Annotated in this window: 15 protein-coding genes; 2 read left to right on the plus strand and 13 right to left on the minus strand. The window is 43.6% G+C overall.

All coding sequences use genetic code 11. The annotated features are described in order from the left end of the window. Positions 1–22: 22 nt before the first annotated feature. The 6 genes from rsmG to LJ658_RS17245 all read right to left on the minus strand — a co-directional run bounded on the left by rsmG (position 23) and on the right by LJ658_RS17245 (position 7,410). A complete protein-coding gene (gene rsmG, locus LJ658_RS17220; RefSeq protein ID WP_230547778.1) occupies positions 23–649 on the minus strand; it encodes a 16S rRNA (guanine(527)-N(7))-methyltransferase RsmG in 627 nt (208 codons plus the stop codon). After that, positions 639–1,244: an RNA polymerase sigma factor gene (locus LJ658_RS17225; RefSeq protein WP_230547779.1), complete on the minus strand. Its 606-nt coding sequence runs from the start codon at positions 1,242–1,244 to the stop codon at positions 639–641. The genes rsmG and LJ658_RS17225 overlap by 11 nt, the downstream gene beginning before the upstream one ends. After that, the gene (locus LJ658_RS17230) at positions 1,235–2,359 is read right to left on the minus strand and encodes a glycosyltransferase (RefSeq protein WP_370633090.1); all 1,125 of its coding nucleotides are present in this window, start codon (positions 2,357–2,359) and stop codon (positions 1,235–1,237) included. Before LJ658_RS17230 ends, LJ658_RS17225 begins: the two co-directional genes overlap by 10 nt. Before the next feature lie 175 nt (positions 2,360–2,534). Beyond that, on the minus strand, positions 2,535–4,910 hold the full coding sequence (locus LJ658_RS17235) for an ABC transporter permease (protein WP_230547781.1): 2,376 nt from the start codon (positions 4,908–4,910) through the stop codon (positions 2,535–2,537). A 37-nt stretch (positions 4,911–4,947) separates the two neighbouring features. Further along, the gene (locus tag LJ658_RS17240) at positions 4,948–5,796 is read right to left on the minus strand and encodes an ABC transporter permease (RefSeq protein WP_230547782.1); all 849 of its coding nucleotides are present in this window, start codon (positions 5,794–5,796) and stop codon (positions 4,948–4,950) included. Positions 5,797–6,060: 264 nt separating this feature from the next. Then, the gene (locus tag LJ658_RS17245) at positions 6,061–7,410 is read right to left on the minus strand and encodes an OmpA family protein (protein ID WP_230547783.1); all 1,350 of its coding nucleotides are present in this window, start codon (positions 7,408–7,410) and stop codon (positions 6,061–6,063) included. Positions 7,411–7,696: 286 nt separating this feature from the next. Here LJ658_RS17245 and LJ658_RS17250 point away from each other — a divergent pair, with 286 nt between their 5' ends. Beyond that, positions 7,697–8,218: a DUF892 family protein gene (locus LJ658_RS17250; RefSeq protein WP_230547784.1), complete on the plus strand. Its 522-nt coding sequence runs from the start codon at positions 7,697–7,699 to the stop codon at positions 8,216–8,218. A 35-nt stretch (positions 8,219–8,253) separates the two neighbouring features. Here the strand turns inward: LJ658_RS17250 and LJ658_RS17255 are convergent, their stop codons facing one another. The 6 genes from LJ658_RS17255 to LJ658_RS17280 form a co-directional block, all read right to left on the minus strand. Further along, a complete protein-coding gene (locus LJ658_RS17255; protein ID WP_230547785.1) occupies positions 8,254–9,717 on the minus strand; it encodes a hypothetical protein in 1,464 nt (487 codons plus the stop codon). 125 nt (positions 9,718–9,842) lie between these two features. After that, positions 9,843–10,382 (minus strand): DUF4386 domain-containing protein, encoded by a 540-nt coding sequence (locus tag LJ658_RS17260; protein ID WP_230547786.1) that lies wholly within the window; start codon positions 10,380–10,382, stop codon positions 9,843–9,845. A gap of 107 nt (positions 10,383–10,489) precedes the next feature. Beyond that, positions 10,490–11,566, minus strand: coding sequence for a Gfo/Idh/MocA family protein (locus LJ658_RS17265; protein ID WP_230547787.1), 1,077 nt, complete (start codon positions 11,564–11,566; stop codon positions 10,490–10,492). Between the two features lie 39 nt (positions 11,567–11,605). Continuing rightward, positions 11,606–14,995, minus strand: a complete 3,390-nt coding sequence (locus tag LJ658_RS17270; protein WP_230547788.1) for a DUF1080 domain-containing protein — start codon at positions 14,993–14,995, stop codon at positions 11,606–11,608. Positions 14,996–15,016: 21 nt separating this feature from the next. Further along, positions 15,017–16,294: a Gfo/Idh/MocA family oxidoreductase gene (locus LJ658_RS17275; RefSeq protein WP_230547789.1), complete on the minus strand. Its 1,278-nt coding sequence runs from the start codon at positions 16,292–16,294 to the stop codon at positions 15,017–15,019. Between the two features lie 127 nt (positions 16,295–16,421). Next, the gene (locus tag LJ658_RS17280) at positions 16,422–18,794 is read right to left on the minus strand and encodes an ABC transporter permease (RefSeq protein WP_230547790.1); all 2,373 of its coding nucleotides are present in this window, start codon (positions 18,792–18,794) and stop codon (positions 16,422–16,424) included. Positions 18,795–19,099: 305 nt separating this feature from the next. On the opposite strand from LJ658_RS17280, the gene LJ658_RS17285 reads away from it, so the two are divergent. Beyond that, positions 19,100–20,836, plus strand: coding sequence for a phospho-sugar mutase (locus LJ658_RS17285; protein WP_230547791.1), 1,737 nt, complete (start codon positions 19,100–19,102; stop codon positions 20,834–20,836). Positions 20,837–20,923: 87 nt separating this feature from the next. Here the strand turns inward: LJ658_RS17285 and LJ658_RS17290 are convergent, their stop codons facing one another. Then, positions 20,924–21,265 carry a hypothetical protein gene (locus tag LJ658_RS17290; protein ID WP_230547792.1) on the minus strand — a complete coding sequence of 114 codons (342 nt, stop codon included), beginning with the start codon at positions 21,263–21,265 and terminating at the stop codon, positions 20,924–20,926. Positions 21,266–21,268: the final 3 nt, after the last annotated feature.

Genomic DNA, 21,268 nt, shown 5'->3' on the forward strand with positions numbered 1-21,268 from the left:
AACCCGCCTGTAAGCAATACACTTACCCCTTCACATAGATCACCTGCTTGGTTTCAAAAAACTCTTCGGTAAAATGATCTTTCAGGTAGTATTGGGTAACTTTTAAGCCCGATTCTTTGATCTCATCGGCCAGGTCGCCGCCCTTAAGGTAAAGGATACCGCTGGGTAAGGTATTTTTTGAGGTGCGTGTAAATTTTCCTTTTATCCATGGATAAAACTCGCCCAGGCGGGTCACAGCGCGCGATACAATAAAATCAAACTTCTCATCCACCTGTTCGGCACGTAAATGCTCGGCACGCAGGTTTTTAAGGCCAAGGGCCTTTGAAACTTCCTGCACCACCTTTATTTTTTTGCCGATGGAATCAACCAGGTAAAACTTCGTATCCGGAAATAGTATAGCTAACGGGATGCCCGGGAAACCACCACCCGTACCCACGTCAAGCACGCTTTCGCCGGGTAAAAAAGGCATTATTTTGGCAATACCCAACGAGTGTAATACATGACGCTCAAATAACTGGTCGATATCCTTACGCGAGATGACGTTGATCTGGTTGTTCCAGAACTCATACAACGCCGGCAATTGTTCAAATTGCTGTTTCTGCGTATCGGTTAAATCAGGAAAATAGGTAAAAAGCTGATCAGATGTCATCCCTGTTAAAACGGTTTATAATATTACCAAGCAGGTACCTTGCCCTGAATAACTGTGCCTTAACTGTGCCCAAAGGCAGGTCAAGCTGCTGGGCAATCTCTTCGTAGGCCAGTTCATCAAAATAGCGCAGGGTGATCAGGTTGCGGTAACGCGGCGGCAAACTTTGTATCAGTAATTTAAGCTCTTCGGTTTGTTGCTTTTTTATAGAGGTTTCTTCGGGATTTAAAACGTCAGCCTTAATCTGCAGCGGTTTTTCGTCACCGTCCTCGTCTGTCATACCGTGTATAGAGGTAGTATGTAATTTCTTTTTGCGGATAAAATCAATACAATTGTTGGTAGCAACCCTAAACAGCCAGGTGCTAAAAGCGTAATCGGGCTGGTATTTGTCCAGTTTTTCAAACGCTTTGGCAAAGGTTTCAACAGTAAGGTCCATAGCGTCCTCTTTGTTGTTAACCATTTTTAGTACCATAAAGTATATGGAGTCCTTATACCGTTGCATCAGGTCGGCGTAAGCCTTCTGGCTCCCCTCCCTGGCTTTTACTACCAGGTAGAAATCGTTCTTCGCATTCTCGGTAAAATTGGAATTTATTTCCATTGAGTAGTTTTTACAAAGGTGCCTATTAGTCCAAAAACATTTATATAAATGTAGTAAACAAAATCAAGAAACGGCAAATACCAGAGTTGCGACCCCGCATTTAATTTCTTAAACGTTTTGCGGTACACCAATAGTTGCAATATCCATCTAAAAAAAAACAAAGCCAATGCCAATAAAGGCTCAAAGTATACCGCAAGGCAAACTATAAAGAGCGTATAAAATAAAAATCCGCTTAAAGCATCAAAACTAAGCAGGCGGCGATGTTTGTTCCGGTATAATTTACCCACCCCCATATGGCGCTTTTTTTGCCGGTATAAAGCTAAAATGCCGGTTTTGGCATCGGTATATACAAAGGTATCCGGGTGAATTTCAATAGTTGTGTTGCCGGCAGTTGCATTTTGGTTCACAAAAAGATCATCATCGCCAGACAGTACGTGCATATGCGCGGCAAAACCCTTGTTTGAAAAAAACAGCGTTTTGGTATAAGCCAGGTTACGGCCGATACCCATGTACGGGTCGCCGTTTAATGCTGCCGATAAATAGTTTATAGCCGTTTTAAGTGTTTCAAACCGGATTAACGAATTTAAAAAATTACCTGTTTTATAATAAGGCGAATAACCCAATACCAATTGCACATTGTTGTTTTTAAAGTGTGCAGCCATCCGCGTTATCCAGTTTGCCGATGCCGGTTTGCAGTCTGCATCGGTAAATAACAAATGCTCATTTTTAGCAGCCTTGATACCTAAAGTCAGCGCGAATTTTTTGCCGGTTTTAAACCGGGCATGCTCCGTAATGGTAACTATTTTTAAGTGCGGATAAGTTTCCTTAAGCGCTTCCAGCACCTCGTCTGAATTATCGTACGAACAATCATTAACTACCACCACTTCAAAATCAGGATAGTTTTGCTGTAATATAAAGGGTAAATTCTCGTTTAAATTCTTTGATTCGTTGCGTGCGCTTATAATTACAGATATTGGCAGATTGACTTCGGGCAACTCCGTGGGCACTTCATAAGCTGACAATGATTTGTGACTGCTGATGAGGTAATATAACTGGATGATAAACACCAGCAAAAAAAGCACAAATAAAGCAAGCCGAATATATGTTTCCAACACGTAGTTAAATATGCCGCAAATTTGGGAAAAAAATGGCGAATTATCAGCAGGATATTGCGGTTGCTGGTTACAGATCAGTTAATGCTGCCTTTATGCTTCATTAGCCATTGACTTTTAGCGATTTGTGATTAATGTTTATATATTAATTGACAGTTAAACCCTAAGTCGCTGCCACTTATTCTGCCCGCAGGCTTTTCACCGGGTTCGCCAGGCCAGCTTTTACCGACTGGTAACTAACCGTTAGCAATGCTATACCGAGTGATAAAATACCTGCCAGCGCAAACACCCACCAGTTTATATTTACACGATAGGTGTAGCCCATTAACCATTTATTCATGGCCCAATAAGCTATCGGCGTAGCTACAATAAGTGATATAGCAACCAGCACTAAAAAGTCTTTTGTTAAAAGCGTTGTGATCTCGGCTACCGAAGCGCCTAATACTTTGCGTACACCTATTTCTTTTATACGGTTCTCGGCGGTGTAGCTGGCTAAGCCGAATAAACCAAGGCAGGATATAAAAATGGTAAGGCCCGCAAACAAGGCAGCCAATGTTCCCTGGCGCTTTTCGTTATCAAATTTTTCGGCGTAGCTTTCGTCAACAAATTTATAGTCGAATGGATATTGCGGGTTATATTTCTGAAAGATTGCTTGTGCTTTCTTCAAATTATCAGCCATGGGGTTCTGGCCGCTAAACTTCATCTGGATCACATTAAACTGCATAAAGCTGGGTTTGGCTCCGCATATTAATATAGGGCGTGTTGGTTCATAGGGGTTGGTCAGGATAAAATCTTTAACCACGCCCACAATATGCCAGTCGACACCAAGATCGCTAACAACTTGCCCTATCGGGTCTTTAAACTTCATTATTTTTAATGCCGATTCGTTGATGATCAGCCCGGTCGAATCCGTTGGGAACTGCTTCAGATCAAGATCACGGCCCTGTATAAATTTTAAGCCCGCGGTTTTCCCCAGGCCCTCATCTTCCAGCAAACGGTCGAACGAAGTCCTGTCATTAGGGTCCTTCCCTTTCCAGTTCTGGCCCCAGCCATCGCTCCACCTGTCGGTAAGCGGCGAGTTTGTTTTGGTAACAGCTATTGCAACTCCCGATTGTAGCAATTCATCTTTTATCAGCGTATAATTTTTAGGGATATCACCGGTCATCATGTGGTAAACCAGGTTATACTTATTATAGCCTGTCTCGCGGCTGCGGGCATAATCTATTTGCTGCTTTACTATTATGGTACATATTATTAATATAATAGCGAAGCTAAATTGCAATACCACCAGTGCTTTGCGTGGGGTAACCAAAGCGTCGGCTTTTTTAAATGTACCTTTTAATACCTTAACCGGCCTGAATGATGACAGGAAAAATGCCGGGTAACTACCCGCTAACAACCCGGTGAACAGGATAAACCCGGTAAACAGCAGCCATGTATTAATATCACTGATAGCTATTGCCAGCTGTTTCTCTGTAAACTGGTTATAGGCGGGCAGGCATAGCAACACAATGATTATTGCAATAATGCCGGCCAAAAACGAAAGAAAAACAGACTCGCCGATAAACTGCAAAACAAGCGATGCTTTTTGCGCACCAACAACTTTGCGTATGCCTACTTCTTTTGCCCGTTTCTCGCTGCGGGCCGTGCTTAGGTTCATAAAGTTAATACAGGCTATTAATAATATAAAGCCGGCAATAATGCCAAATAACTGTATAAACTTGCTGCGGCCATTGTTATCCTCTACCCCGTTGGTAAAGCTGGCATATAAGTATGATCGTTCCAGCGGGTATAAAAACAGCTCCCATTTCATTTTCCTGGCTTCGTCGCTATATTTCTGTTTAAGCCCTTTTATTTTGGCGTTGGCCGATGCAAGGCTTGCGTTCTGCTTTAGCATCACATAGGTACGGGTGCTGTTATCATTCCAGCCCAAGTCCTGTTTTTTATCTAATTTGATGTACGACCATGGTAAGATGTAATCAAAGTTGAATACCGTATTATTAGGCTGGTCTTTCATAACACCGCTAACGGTAAAATTATCTTTATTATCCAGCAATACTGTTTTGCCTATAGGGTCGTCATTGCCGAAGATACTTTTAGCCGTTTTTTCGGTAAGCACTACCGAATGCATATCGTTTAACGCTGTGTGTGGGTCGCCCTTCAGTAAGGGGAAGCTAAACATTTGCAGGAAGCCTGTATCAACAATCCCTCCTGATTTTACTATCTTTTTATCGCCAACCGAAAAAAGCATGCTGCTGCGGGTTACTCTTACAGCACGCTCCACTTCCGGCAGGTCCTTCTCGACTGCACGGGCTGTTGGTGCAGATACGTTGGACGAGCATCGAATAGCTCCGTCTTCTACAACACGGTTCCATACCCTATAAATCCGTTCTGTATTTGTATGAAAACGGTCTACGCTTACTTCATTTTGGATCCATAATAATATTAAGATAGCTGCAGCCATACCTATGGCAAGCCCGGTTATATTTAAAAACGAAAAACCTTTGCTGCGCACCACATTACGGTAAGCTATTTTAAAGAAGTTTTTGATCATAGGGCATTAATATATAAATGTATGCTAAACCGCGTTATTATTCACTTTTTAAACTTTTAACCGGGTTAACCAGAGCCGCCTTGACAGCTTTATAGCCCACCGTCAACCAGGCAACAGCAACCGATAGCGTAATAGCCAACAGGAAGATGCCCGGCCCAAGCTTGATCCGGAAGGTATAAGATTCGAGCCATTTGTTCATGAGGTACCAGCCTATCGGTGCCGAGATAGCAAAAGCTATAAGAACCAGCAAGGTAAACTCTTTAGAGAACAGGTAAACGATATGACTTACGGAAGCACCCAGGGTTTTGCGTATACCCACCTCACGGGTTCGCTGGACGGCCATGAATGAAACCAGCCCGAAAAGGCCCAGACATGAAATAAAAATGGCGATTCCGGCAAAGACCTGATATAAACGTGATAACTGGGTATCTGCTTTGTAAAACCGCGCGATCTGTTCGTCTATAAAATAATATTCATATAAAGACTGGGGGAAAGCCGCGTTCCATTTGTTTTCGATTGTGGCCAGCGTTTGCTGCATATTAGCTTGTCCAATTTTAATATTAAGTACGCCATAAGCGCTCTTTTGGGAAGCCATTAGTACCGGCGGGACGGCATCCCTGAAAGAACCAACATTAAAATCGCGGACAACGCCGACGATGGGCGCGTCCAAATGCTTATCGCCCCATAAGTTAATGGATTTACCAATGGCCTGCTGCGGGCTTGACAGCCCCAGCGATTTTACCATAGCCTCGTTGATTACGTAACCGTTCACAGTATCAGCCGGGCAGGCGGCTATGCCCACAGTTAATCCGGTGCCGTTGATCGCCGCATAGGTTTTATGACGAAGCAGGCTCCGCCACGCTGTTTTGATATAGTTCCTGATCATTGGTTCCAGTTTTTTTGAAACGGAGAGAATATAATGCCAATTAAATAACAAACTGATTTACAGATTATTGAAACGCTAATCTTTAAACAGATTGTATCAGAAACGAACAGCGACTGCACGTTTCCGTCTGGTTAATCGCTATAGTTACTACAGCTTGCGGCCTTAAACCATCAGCTACAGTGGACTTTTTGCGCTAAACAGAAAGAGGCCATCCCTTTCGGGACAGCCTCTTTCAACTATTACTATTGTTAGTTACTATTTATCTTAAAATAAAGAGAATTCAACTCTGCGGTTTTGTTGACGACCGGCAGCAGTTTTATTGGTTGCTATCGGTTGGTTCGGTCCGTAACCTGTAGCTTCAATGGTTGACGCATTGGCGCCCTTTGATACCAGGTAAGCTTTTACAGCTTCAGCACGATCTTTTGATAAAGCTAAGTTAAGCGCCATTGAACCGGTGTTATCGGTATGACCAGCTAATTTTAAGCTAAAGTTCTTTTGAACCAATAGATCGGCAACACGATCAAGTGTTGGATAAGATCTGGCCTTAATAGTAGCTTTCCCTAAATCAAACTCAAGATTTCTGATCGCTTCACCCACTACCTTGCGGTCAGCTTCTGTTATGATCACTTTTTCATGAATAACCTGAGCAGGAGTTCTTAAAGGACAACCTGCGCCATCTACTGTAGTGTTAGCTGCAGTGCCCGGGCATTTATCATATTTATTAGCAACACCATCGCCGTCTTCATCACCCATATCGCGGGCTAACTGATCAGCAGCGGCAGCATAAGCAGCCTGGTCACGCAATCTGTTTTGTTCAGCAATTGCTAAACGGTTACGTAATTCATTGCTTTCAGCAGCACTTTCTTCACGAATTGCAGCAACAGCGCTGAAATTTTGTAACTGAGAGCTTTTCTTTTTACCCAATGCAATCTCAATACCAGCATGTGCATAAGCGAAGCGGTCATTGATCGCACCAACTACACCATCAAAATCACGAGATTTCATGAAAGATACGGTATAACCCAAATCAATATTAACTACACGTGAAAGTCCAAGTTTAAAACCAGCACCAATTGGGATAAACCAGTTGTTGTGATAATTAGTATTGTTTCCGGCCGGTGTGTTAAACACATGGGCGCTTGAAGACATATAACCCGCACCGGCTGTTAAATATGGTGCAAGGAAACTGCGTTTTTGATTAAGGCTTACATTGGCCACTGTAAAAACAGAGCTTAATGAAGCTGACCAGTCAATGCGCGTACTAAAGCTGCTGTTATCCTGTGCTGCAGAAGGTGACGGCAAAGAATTGGCATGAGAACCTTTAATTGTACCGGCAAGGAAATCTGCCTGGATACCAAAACCTGGTAAAATTTGTTTCTTAATATAACCGCCGTATCCCCAGCTTACCTGAGGGCTTTTAAAGTCGCCGTTATTTTCACCGTTAAACGGCGTATAATGGCTCAAGATGCCACCATTCAGGCCTATCGACCAGGTGCGGAATTGTCTTTTTTGAAAACGGTTAGTGGAATCATTGCTGCCGGTTTGGGCAGATGCCGCTACCGATAAACTCACTAAGGCAACGGCCAGGAGTGATTTTGTAAAATTAAAATTCATTAGAAAAATTTTTGTACTGTTGAACTTATGCTCAACACTACGTCCTATTCAATAACCCTGCCCGAATGCTGTAATGGAGAATTTTGTCAAATTGGCGAATACGACGGCCTTAAAACATAGTATAAAATTTTAATATAAAAGAAAATATTTTGTGTTAATAAAAATACACAGTGTTGTTTCAGCCGGAATTTGCGTTGCTGATTCATACGTGCCAAACCCTTTGATATTTTTGATCTGCTTTCACCGGTAAAAGAATTCCTATCTTAGCCCAGTAAAGCATTAGCCGATGGCATCAGGTAAATCACATTCCTCCCAAAAAACAAACTTAGGCTCCGAAAAACTAAAAACGTTTTTCATCAATCATCTCAACAGGATCTATTTCGCGAAGGCGCACCTGGTAAACTGGCTGCCGCAGTTAAAAGACGAAGTGTACTTTAATGACCTGCAGCTGGCCATCCGGGAGACGGTGGAGGACGTCGAAAAGCAAATGGCAAGAATGGAACTGATCTATGAACTGCTGGACGCGCAGATCTCGAAAGGCAGTATCAACGGTTTGACGGGCCTGGTGGATGACGCCTTTGAAGCCATCCGGGAGCAAAGCGGTGAAGCGGAACTACGCGATATGTCAATCATCTTTTATCTGCAAAATATAGAAAGCGTGGAAATGGCTTCTTTCCAGGTACTGCAAATGGCCGCTGTTAAACTTAAAAACAAACAGGTTAAACAATTGCTAAAAGAGAATTACGATGAAGCCAAGGCTGATCGTACCCTGCTGCTGCTTATAGCTGCAAAATATATTACACAGTAATCGTTTTCGAATGCGCAAATGTATCCATAGCGTTTTCAAGCCTCCAGTTTATCAGAGATATTTTTGATCGCAGTGTCCATGTTGGCTGCAGCGCATAATAAATGATCCTCTGCCTCGATGTAGGCCTGGTGCTTATCATCACTTTGTTTAATTGTATCGATAATACCCAAAATATTAGACAGATGCCGCCTCACTTCGTGAGAATTGATGAAGGCCAATTCTTCTTTCTTAGCTGTAAAAAAAAGCTGCTCATAGTATTTTTTTCGCTTAATATTGCGGTAAAACAACGCAACAATGATCAGGCTTAACACCGTAATAATGACGGCAAATATCAGCCAGAGGCGTTCCCGCTTATAGTTTTCGGTCTTTTGAATATAAGCACTCTGCATTTCGTCCATTTTGATTTGCGCAGAGATCGTGTCAACACTGGTCAGCCTGCCGATTTGCTCCTTTGCCTGTTGCAGCGCCATTTTAAAACCGAAAACCGCCTGCTGTGGGTTGCGGTCTTTTTCGGCTATAAGGCCAAGCATATCATAAAGGTGTGATTTGATCTCGGGGTGGTTATTTTGCGCTTCACCGGCCAGCAGGCGATTGATCGCTACCCTGGCCGAATCAGGCATGCCCGCCATAAAATAAGCATCAGCCAGGTTTTGTTCATCAGTATTGTCAAACCGATAGGCACTATCTTTACGCAACTGCTGAAGACGCGAGATCGCGCCGGAATAATTGTGTTGCAGGAGATCGACATAATAGTTAGTGCGTTTTTGATAACTATATAATCGGTAGGTCCCAACCCTGGTGGCAGTCAACACCTGATTATACTTTTTCAAAGAATCAATATTACCCATGTGGAAGTAAATCTCCGCTTTATTGTTATTGATGGCATTCTTGATCTTGGGTTCGGTGATATGATGGCTGATCATCAGCGACCGGGCCTGGTCGATGTAAAATAAAGCCTGGCTGTAAAGGTTTATCCTGTAATAAATATCAGAAATATTGATATCAATGATAACCTGCATATAGGCATCCTCTAACAAACCGGCTTGTTTTTTAGCCATCCGAAAACTGGATGTAGCTTCGATCATATTGCCGTAGTACGTTTGAATAAAACCCAAATGTGTAAAACAGGCATACAGCAAATAGCTGTCGTCGTTTTTATCTGCCAGTGCTATTGCCTGTATTAATGCCCTTTCCGCCTCCCGGTAACGCCGCAGTTGCATCAGGGAAAGGGTTTCAATAAAATAGCCGATACCAATGCGATCGGTCACGTCGTATCGTTGCATTAACAGATTGGTTTCGGCTTTGGTGGCATCCAGGCGATTTTTCGGCACATCCTCGAAGTAATAACGGAGGAAAAGTATCAATTGCCTTTCCCGGGCCTGCGGGTTGCTAATGTGGAGGATGGTTAACAGGCTATCCCGTTTAACCGGCGGCCGGGCACCAACTGCGTGGATGGATAAACAACAAAGAAAGAGGCAGGCGCAGGTGATCTTTAACATAGATAGTGATTAATACGATAAACCTATAGACAAAACAACAAATTGGAGTAATAGTTGTGAATCATTAGGACGTATATTTTGCTGGCCACTTTTATTCGCAACAACTTAACCGCCGGGCATTAATCTTACGCGTTCCATCGTTTATTATCTACGCCTTTTATTATAAGCCATAACATAAGTGATGCTTCTGCCAAAATTCCAAGCAGCTTAATATAAAGCGATAGATAGTTTGCAAGTGGTGTCAGGATAATCAGCCAGCCTATCCCTGCAAATATCAGCAAGACCCCCAAAAAATGCGGAAGGAAGTTCGACCTGAAAATAAGATAGCCAAGCAGGATACAATAGGGGCCAAAAAATAACAGCGGGTTGATCATTGGGGCTATTGCCAGATGAAAGATACTAAAAGCTGTCAGGGCACACCCCAGCAGACTTAAAAGCGCCGCAAATAACGAAAGATATTTATTTACGGGCTTAAACAGATAGTAAAAAAGCACGGTCACAATTATATAACAGGCGATGGAAACACCATTTACGATATAACCAAATATAACTAACTTGTTTTTTACCAGAAGAGCGCCCAGCACCGCGGTTATAAAGTAAAACAAATAGATAAACCCGGTAATCCTGGCATGAGGTGATGCTGATGATTTAAAAATGCTTTTCATTTTACATTAATAAATTATAGTTCCCGCTCTTTTAAAAGCAGTTTAAGAAAACATCATTTATCTAATAGAATCAAATTATAACCGTTGACAGGTTTATAACACTATAGTTACACATCAATCATTTTTCCCGTCTTCACTGATTCATCGCATGCGAAGGCAATTTTCAGGCTATTTATGGCATCGTCAGTAGGTTCTGAAAGTTCTATATCTTCTAAAATCGCCTTTAAAAAGTAACGCTGTTCCCGATTGCAAAGCTCCTGATGGTCTGGTTCATCCTCTAAATCTATCCATTTATTTTCTTTTATAAATTCATCGTTTGCGTCCAGGTCAGCGTAGTGAATTTTGATCGATTCGGTTTTGGTATGCGCGTCGATATTGTCTGAGTTGCCGGCCGCCGCGGCGGTTTTAGCAACGATAGATACCGCACCTTTAGGACCAAATACATCCTTGATAAAAAATGCGTTATCGCTCACCATCGGCCCCCAGCCGGCTTCGTACCAGCCTACAGAACCATCTTCAAAACGGATCTGCAACTGGCCGTAGTTATAGTTCCATTCAGGGATATCGTCAGTAAGCCGGGCACCAATGGCGCTAACTTTTACCGGCTTTGACCGGGTCATCTGGCACATGATATCAATATAATGTACGGCGCAATCTACAATCGGGCTCAGGCTTTTCATTAAATTGCGGTGAACCGTCCATTTAGGGCCGTGGCTCTGTTGGTTCAGGTTCATACGCATCACCAGCGGTTTCCCCATTTCTCTTGCCAGTACGGTAAACTTTTCCCACGAGGGATGATACCTGAGGATATAGCCTACTAAAAGCTTCTTATTCGCCTTCTTAGCGGCTTCTGCTACCCTTATTGCACCAGCTACCGTATCAGCCAGCGGTTTTTCAATAAATACATGACAACCCTGCTCAAACGATTTGACGGCATAAGCCTCGTGTGTATCGGGATACGTGGAAATACAGACAGCGTCCGGCCTGGTCGCCTCAAGGGCTTCATAAAAGTCGTTAAACAAGGGATAACCACCACCCAGCTTTTGATTGAGCACCTCTTTACTTTTTCCGGTAGATACCAATCCGCATATTTCAAACCCGGTTAAATTATGATACGCAGTTGCGTGCGAAGCGCCCATGTTACCACAACCCACCACCAATACTCTTAAATTTTTTGCAGACATATTATTATTCTATATTTCCAACTAACTATCATCAACCTGTTATTTGCCACTCAGATCCTTAACGCGGATATTACGAAACTGTACCACCGAGCCATGGCCCAGGAAGCCAATATGGCCGCTATCCCGTTGCAGGCCCGGATGATCTTTTCCGTCGGGAGTGCCGTTCTTACGGAATGGCGTAAGGTCGCCATCCAATATCACCGTGCCATTAAGAATCACCTTAACCAGCGGTCCCTTTACAACAACTTCTTCGTAGTTCCATTCGCCCACCGGTTTAAGGAAGCCTCTTTTTGCGGGGATGGTGCCATACACAGACCCATGATATTGATAAACATGCAGGTCTTTATACATAGGCGCATCATTATCCAGAATTTGTAATTCCATGCCCGTGTAAGCGGCATCTCCTTCTAAAGGTGCCCTTATTCCCAAACCATTATTAGCGCCCGGGGTCAGTTGAAACTCAAAGCGGAAATCAAAGTCGCTATATTCTTGTTTAGTATACAAGTTGCCGCCAGAACCTTTGCCCGGTTTTGGACGGATAACGATATTTCCGTCCTCTGTAGAATAATCAACAGTATTACCAATCCAATTGAACATGTTGGTACCATCAAACAATACTTTAAAGCCTTCGTTCTTTTCCTGCGTACTCAATTCAAAAGGTTTTACAGCCGGCAATTCTTTGATATAAATATCCCGGTAAGCTACCGGCGAGCCGTGTGCCTGTAATTCGATCTGCTCTTTGGCAAAGATCGGTATGTTTCTGTTCCAATAATTTTCAAGCATTACATTGTCAGTAACCAACTGGCCATTTAGCCAAACGGTTACCCTGTCGCCCTTCATTATGATGCGGAAGGTATTCCATTCATCCAGTTTATTATCGGCAACTACCAACGGTTTACTTGGATTGACCTGGTTGTTGTACAATCCGCCCGAGCCTACCTGTGCGCCTACATTAGTGCGCGCCAGGTCCCAGATCTGTACCTGCGGCGAGCCCCTTAAATAAATACCGGCATCGCCCTGGCCTTTCTTGTCGTCTATGATCTTCCAGTCTACCAGCATTTCAAAATCGCCGTATTGTTTTACGGTAGCCAGGTTATCGCCGTGACTTTGAAATACCAATTCGCCGTTTATAACTTTCCAGCTTTCTTTTGCCAGCGCATCGGCTTTTATCTGTGCCTCGGCCAATGTCCTGGCGTCCATTTTACTGCGTTTAATAGGGTCAGCCACCAAACCTTTCCAGCCGGTTAAGTCCTTACCATTAAAAATCTGTACAAAGCCGGTTCCATCTTTCATACCGGCTATATATTTCCGGATGTTTTCCTTTTTTGTCGCAGCGTCACGGCCACTAATTATCGCCAGTGTCTTAGTTAATATTTGTTTTACCAAATCGCCGTCGTAGTTGCCGGCCAGCGTGATGTTTGCTATCGTATTGGCTGCGGTTTGCTGTAATTCGGCATCATCTAAAAACTTACCGGCAAAAAGGATGGCATTGTAGCATTTGGCCTGCTGCATATCCTTAAGTATACCCTGCTTCACGCTGGTAGTTTTTGCCACATCCATTGCGGCGCGCAACAATAACAATCGTTGCTCGGGCGTATAGGTATTCTGTTTTACAGATCCCAGGTAACTGCCCAGGGCGGCATCCTGCACTTCGGCATCTTTGGTTTCGCGGGCAATCTTTAACAGGTCCCGGGCAGCAGCATCGTTGGGCCAGGCTACCAACGCATCAAACGCGGCCTTCTGAACCTGGGCATTATTGCTGCCATAACCATCTACAATCACCTTTAGTGATTTGGCGTCGCCCAGGCTACCCAGCATTTTATAAAATAACAGCTTCTTGTTTTCGGGAGCGGAAGCCATTTGCTGTAACACCAGATCTGCTTTTTGCCCGTTGTCGCCTGATCCGCCTAAAACGGCAACAATGGCGTCCTGCACTGCAGATTCTTCTGAATCGTTAGTTTCATAAAGCAAGGTAAATAGCTGGGGCAGATTGTCGCGCGTTGATACGTGACTCAGCGCAGCATAAGCAGCATGCCGCGTACGCGGATTTTTACTTTTTAACTGCGAAAATACCATATTGTACTGACCGGAAGCAGCGCGCGAATCGAGGATATCGATCAGCGCTACCTGGGTACTTTGCGGTGCTGCAGGTACTGCTGCGGCAAGCTGCGCGGCAACCCCTGCCCCTTTCATCCGCGATATCGCACCGGTAATCAGGTCCATATCATCCGGGTTAGCAGTATTCATCAATTTGACAAGGCTGCCCAACACCTGTTCCTGCCCGATATTAACAGCCGCATTGATCGCGGCCGCTTTCACTCTTTGATCTTTGTTTTTTGCGAGGGTAAGTATGGCAGGCAAAGCACTCTTTGCCTGGCTTTGTCCCAGCATATAAAGGATATCTATTTTGGTACTGTCATCAACAGCGGCCATTTTTTTTGTCCAAAGCGGCGTTGTTGCGGGCGTTAGGTAAGGCAGCGCATAACGTAACGCTGCAGCGCGATATTGCGGATCGGCATTGCCGGCGGCGGCTAGCAATAGTTGCTGGCGGTTGGCACTTGTTTTAACCAGCAACTGTAGGGCATTTGTACGGATGCTCACCAAATCGGCAGCTTTTGCTTTTGTTAAAATATGGTTGGCTATTTTCTGCACCAAAACAGTGTTGCCTTTTTTCAGCAGGTTTTCGGCATATACCAGATAAGCGCCGGTGGCATTTGTTTTTTCAAACTTATAACCGCTTTTATCGGCGGCCGCCGCCAGCACCGGTTCTGACGACGGGGCAGCAATCTGCGCTAATGCATAAAATGCAACTTTAGCCGTAACCGGATCGCTACCTGCTGCCAATTTATTTAATGGCACGGCGGCGGCTAAATAACGGCTGTCGCCCAAAGCCTCAATAACAAAAAGCCGGGCGGTGCCGTTCGCTTTCGATAACGCGTTCAGCAAAGCAGTTTTTGAAGCCGGGGTGTTTATTTTAACCAGGGCCCTTGCCGCAGGATCGGCCAGGTTATCGTCGGTCAGATATCCCTGCAAACAGGGTATGGCATCATCCTTACCAACAATATCAAACTGGCTGATGATAAACGATTTATTTTTTTTATCGGCGAGGGTTTGTAAAGCTTTACTATAAGCACTTACGGTCATTTTGCGCAAGTTTTCATTTCCGGGCCTGGTTACATAAGCAGAAAATCCGCCTACAGTATATTCTATTGGCGCGTTATGTTCGTTGCCGGGAGCAGCAAGGCCGCTTATTAAAGTTACGTAGCCATCCTCGCCAAGCGCGGCCACCATACCCATATTTTTTTGCAGCGTAGCGGCATCTTTGGCGGGCATCTGTGCCAGCAGACCGGTAATTTTAGCGTTGTCCTGCGCGTTGCCAATATTTTGCAACATGAACGCAGCTACCAGTGTAAGGTAAATTTTTTTCATTTTAACGTTGATCTGAACTGATTAAATACTGAAAGGTGCGCGCATGGTTGGATTGATAAGCCTGTTGGCCGCATCGTCGTCAATAAACTCCTGTTTTACCGGATCAAATTTTAATGATCGCCCCAGTCGCAGCGCTATTAGTCCCATGTTAACAAGGGTGCATGAACGGAACCCGTTCTCTTCGTTCAGAGCGAACTTTTGCCTTGTTTTAACCGACTCGGTAAAGGTAGTGATCTGCGGCGCAGGGTCGGGGAAAGCAGCCAGCTTACGTTCCAGGTCAGGGATATCGGATTTAAAGCCAGGATACAATTTACCCTTGGGCCCTTCAATGTAAGGGACATTTTCATCTTTACCCTCGCCGTCCAGTATAATCTGGCAGCCATCGGCATACGTATAGGTTATTCTTCGCCAGGTACCAACAGCGTCCGGATGTTGCTGGGGCGCGTCAACCTCAACCGAAACGGGACTGGTATCATCTTTATTTAAAAAATATTGAACAGGGTCCATATAATGCTGGCCCATATCGCTCAATCCACCGCCATCATAATCCCAATACCCGCGAAAAGTTTGATGAACCCGATGTACGTTGTAAGGCTTATAAGGCGCCGGGCCCAGCCAGGTATCGTAATCCAATTCGGGTGGTACGGGTTGCGGCTCAAGGTTCTCCTTGCCTACCCAGTAAAATTTCCAGTCGAAGCCGGTGTGCTTGCCAACGTTAATCTTTAAAGGCCATCCCAACAGGCCGCTGTCGCATAGTTTTTTTATAGGTTTTGACATGACACCCATGCCATAAAATACATCCTTAAATCTAAACCACGTATTTAAACGAAACATGCGCCCATGCTGTTGCACGGCCTCTATTACCCGCTTACCTTCACCAATGGTATGGGTCATTGGTTTTTCGCACCAGATATCCTTACCTGCCCGGGCAGCATCCACAGCAATAATACCATGCCAATGCGGCGGGGTTGCAATGTGCACTATATCTACTTCGGGCAACTGTAGCAGCTCGCGATAGTCGCCGAAGGTTTTCACACCCTTATCCAGCATGCCGGCGGCTTGCGCCAGATGTTTTTGGTCGACGTCGCAAATGGCTACTACAGGCGTATTCTCGTAAACCAGGTGCCCGCGGCCCATACCGCCAACACCTATCACAGCTTTGGTTAGTTTATCGCTGGGGGCCAGATAGCCCCTGCCCAATACAAAACGTGGTACGATGGTAAATGCAGCCGCCCCTATTGCAGATTTCTTAATAAAATCTCTTCTGGAGCCGGGTTGTTGTGGTTCTTTAGGTTTCATATTGTTTGTTACTTAACCGGTAATAAACGGCCGGTTAACTGTTAAACCAAATTTAACCAAATAATTAACAAAAAAAAGTTTCAGGTTAATTATACGCTGCTGACATCAACCGGATTAATTAATCATTTTATTCGGAACGTAAACTTTTGACAGGATTGACTAACGCAGATTTTACCGCCTGAAAACTTATTGTTGCCCAAGCGATCAAAACTATCAAGCCACCCGACAACCCAAATATCCACCACTGTAAAGTTGCATGAAAGGCAAAGCTTTGCAGCCATTGATGCGTAGCATACCAGGCAATAGGAAGAGCGATAAACAAAGCTATTACAACTAATATTAAAAACTCCGACGACAATAAACTAAACAGCGATCCCACACTTGCGCCTAACACCTTGCGGATACCTATTTCTTTAACCCGCTGCTCGGCAGTAAACATGGACAGGCCCAATAGCCCTAAGCAAGAGATAAATACCGCCAGGAAAGCAAACCCTTTTGAAAGTTTATCAATTATCTGTTCATTGTTATATAGCTTGTTATATTCTTCGTCTGAAAAAGTATAAGTAAACTGGAAACCAGCGTTCAATTTTTTATTTACTTTTTCCAGACTTGCCAACGCGTCTTTTGTTTTCCCCGGAATGGTTCTTATCAAAATATTACCGCCGTTCAACCTCTCTCCATATTGTAATACAAGCGGTTTTATCTGCTCGTGCATCGAATTGAAATGAAAGTCTTTTACCACACCAATGATTTTACCTTTATTACCCCATATGGTGAAAGACTTCCCGATCGGATCGGTATAACCGATCCTTTTAACTGCGGTTTCATTTAGGATATAACCCGCAGAATCACTTGCAAAATCTTTTGAAAAATCATGACCGGCCAGCATTTTTAATTTCATCGTTTTGACATAGTCATAGCCTATGGCGGCATTTGTAAATGATATATTATTATCCGGTTTTTTTCCGTCCCATTGAACGCCAATTGTAGTTTGTGCTATGTTAGTTGGCGTATTTGAAGCCCGCGTTATTGAAACAATACCGGGCATTTTGAGCGCCGTATTTTTAAATACCTGGTATTTTGGAGCAAGGCTCCCATCCATAGGCACGTAAATAAGATTTTCGCGATCGTAACCTAAGTTCATAGATTGAATATAGCTCACTTGCCGGGATACGATAACCGTACCGATAATCAATACCGCCGATAAGACGAATTGAAACACAACCAGGCTTTTCCGAAACAACGTGGTGCCCAAATTAAGCTTCATCGTCCCCTTCAAAACTTTAACGGGATTAAAGGATGATAAAAATAAGGCGGGGTAGCTTCCTGAAATTACACCGGTTACTAATGTAATAAGCAATAACTGCAGCCAAAATGATAATTGATAGAAAGGAAACTCAATACTTTTTTGGGTAATTTGATTAAATACCGGTAACAAAACAACCAGCAAAAACAAAGAGAAGATTACTGCAATAACGGTTATTAATAAGGATTCAATAATGAATTGTCTAATCAATACGCCACGCAGCGCACCGATAGCTTTTCTTACGCCTATTTCTTTTGCTCTTTTTACTGAACGAGCCGTAGTTAGATTCATGAAATTGATACATGCCATTAACAGAATAAATATGGCTACGATGCTGAACAGGTGCACGTATTCAATTCTTCCGCCTTCAATTCTCCCGTTAGCGATATTTCCATGAAGATAAGCCTCATCAAATCGTTGCAAACCAAGCTCTTCGGTAAAAGTTCCTTTCTTTTCATCCTTATCCAGATTCAATAAAAAATTAGTGATTTTTTTGTCAACTAAAGCCGGATTTGCACCAGCACGCAGTTGGACGTAAGTAAAGGGCGTATTGTTATTCCATTCTTTCGCCCATGGGTTATCTTCAAGAAAAGAAAACCAGTTGATCAGGTAATCGAATTTTATTGAAGAATTTGCCCCGACGTTGTCAAACACCGATGTAATTATAAAATCCTTCCGGTTATCAATGCGAACTATTTTACCTATTGCGAGCCGCGCGCTCCCAAAGAAATTTTCGGCCATTTTTTTTGATATGGCGATATCAGCGATGGCGGCTAATGCACTTTGGACATTTCCTTCTACTAAAGGAAAACTAAACATTTTAAAGAAATCTGCATCTGCCGAGCCACCTGCAAGTTTTATTATTTTGTCACCGGCTTTAAAACTATGTTTTTCATAAAAAACGGCATTGGTTGCGTATTGCACTTCAGGGATCGTCCTCTTTATTTCGGCGGCTAAAACGCCCGGCGTATAGTACTGTCCCACAACTTTATGATCATAATATTGCCTTTCGTAAACCTGGTAAAGATTTGAGCTGTTTTTATGGAAAGCATCTACCATCGATTCGCTATGCACCCACAATAAAATAAGCAGGCTACAAGCCAGGCCAACTGAAAGGCCGGCCATGTTAATCACGGTATGGACCTTGTTTTTTATCATGTTACGAAAAGCTACTTTCAGATAATTTTTGATCATATATAGGGATTATAAAACGAGTGATTAATTATAATTACGCAAAAACATGCCAGTTACATAAATATTTGATTATAAAATACTTAAATAAAAATGCCGATCAGATACTGTACGAATACGAACAATGCTTCGTTCGGTTTTGAATTTTGAATTATATGTCGGTTCAAACAAAGTAACAGCGGCTTGTTATTAAGCTACACAGCAGTGTGGTTCCTAATCCACCCACCATCAAATTTAAAATATGGGAAACAAAAATGCTTCCCATTCATTTTTTTATCATATTTGATAACAGAAAATAAACCAATAATATGCAGGAATTAGATCCAACAATTCTTAATAAAGCCAACTCATGGCTACAGGGAAACTATGATGCTGAAACTAAAGCAAAAGTTCAGCAAATGATAGACACCAACGCCTATGCAGAACTAACAGACTCTTTTTATCGCGATCTTGAATTTGGTACCGGCGGCCTTAGGGGCATTATGGGCCCGGGATCAAACCGTATCAATAAATATACCATTGGCGCTGCAACACAGGGTTTGGCTAACTTTTTAAAGAAGACTTATCCCAACGAAAAAATAAGCGTGGCGATAGCGCACGACAGCCGTAACAACTCGGACCTGTTCGCTAAAATAACGGCTGATGTTTTTTCGGCCAATGGCATTCATGTATACTTTTTCAGTGCTTTGCGCCCGACGCCCGAACTATCATACGCCGTACGTAAACTGGGATGCAAAAGCGGCGTGATGCTTACGGCGTCACATAATCCGAAAGAGTATAATGGCTATAAGGCCTACGGCGCTGATGGCGGCCAGTTTGTGTCGCCGCACGATAAAGCTGTAATGGACGAAGTTGCTGCGATATCCAGTATTGATGCCGTTAAATTTGACCGGATCCCTGAAAACGTAGAGCTCATCGGCGAGGAGATCGATAAAGAATACCTGGAAAAAATAACCGCGCTTTCCGTATCGCCGGAGGCTATAAAACGCCAAAAGGACCTGAGCATAGTTTTCTCGCCCATTCATGGAACCGGCATAACCCTGGTACCGCCTGCCTTGAAGAGCTTCGGATTTGAAAACGTAAATGTGGTTGAAGAACAGGCTACCCCTGACGGGAACTTCCCTACCGTGATATACCCAAATCCGGAAGAGAAGGAAGCATTAACCTTAGCGCTAAAAAAGGCTGCGGAAATAGACGCCGACCTGGTATTGGCCACTGACCCGGATGCTGACCGCGTAGGCGTCGCGGTAAAAAATACGAACAATGAATTTGTATTGCTTAACGGCAATCAAACCGGTAGCCTGTTAATTAATTACCTGCTAACCGCCTGGGAAGAAAAAGGCAAATTAACCGGAAAAGAATACATTGTAAAAACCATTGTTACCAGTAACCTCATTGAGGCTATCGCGACAGCCAAAAAGGTTAAATTTTATAACACCTTAACCGGCTTTAAATATATTGGCGAGCTGATGACCAAATTTGAAGGAAAACAAACCTTTATTGGTGGTGGCGAAGAAAGTTATGGCTACCTGATAGGCGAACTGGTTAGGGATAAAGATGCCGTAGTGTCAAGCGCTTTTATTGCCGAGATGACCGCTTACTATAAAGATAAAGGCAGCAGCTTGTTTGAGGCTATGATTGATATGTATATCCGGTATGGCTTTTATAAGGAAAAACTAATATCGATCACTAAAAAAGGTAAAACAGGTGCCGAAGAGATTAAGGCCATGATGGAAACCTTCCGTACTAACCCGCCGGCTACTTTGGGCGGATCAAAAGTTATTACCGTTAAGGATTATGAGCGCCGGATTGAAACCGATCTGACCTCAAACACCACATCAGCTATTGAATTGCCGGTATCTGATGTATTGCAGTTTATAACTGCTGACGGCAGCATTATATCTGCCCGCCCGTCGGGTACCGAGCCCAAGATCAAATTTTATTGTAGTGTAAATGGCAAATTGGCCGGTAAAGATGCTTATCAGCAAACTGATAGTGAACTTGACGCTAAAATTGATGCGATTATAAAAGACTTGGGGGTATAACCCATCAGCCATAATCTAACAAAAAAATCCCGGGCCGTTTGTCCGGGATTTTTTTTTGATGCTTTATCCTGCCAGATAGCCGGCTTGCTAAACGTTATCTGATTGTGGCCATAAATCCGGATGATCACGATAGTGTGATATTTGCTCAATGGCTTGCTCGAGCTCATCACGCGATAAAGATGCCTGCCCGTCGGCAATATAATTAAACACGCGGCCCGGGATCTCAAAAGTTATAGAACCCAGGTAATTGGGGTTGGATTGCCGTTGCTGGTCGTCAGGCGATAAAACTGCATCAGCGTTATCCCCATTTGTGTTTCTGTACAGGCTGTAAGAATGGGTAAGTATAGGATGTCCATCCATTGATACCCTGGTTTCGGGCACTACCATTAACGGTAATTCGCTGCTGATGTTAAAATAAAATGCTGCCATCGT

Source organism: Mucilaginibacter sp. UR6-11 (assembly GCF_020880695.1).
GTDB lineage: Bacteria > Bacteroidota > Bacteroidia > Sphingobacteriales > Sphingobacteriaceae > Mucilaginibacter.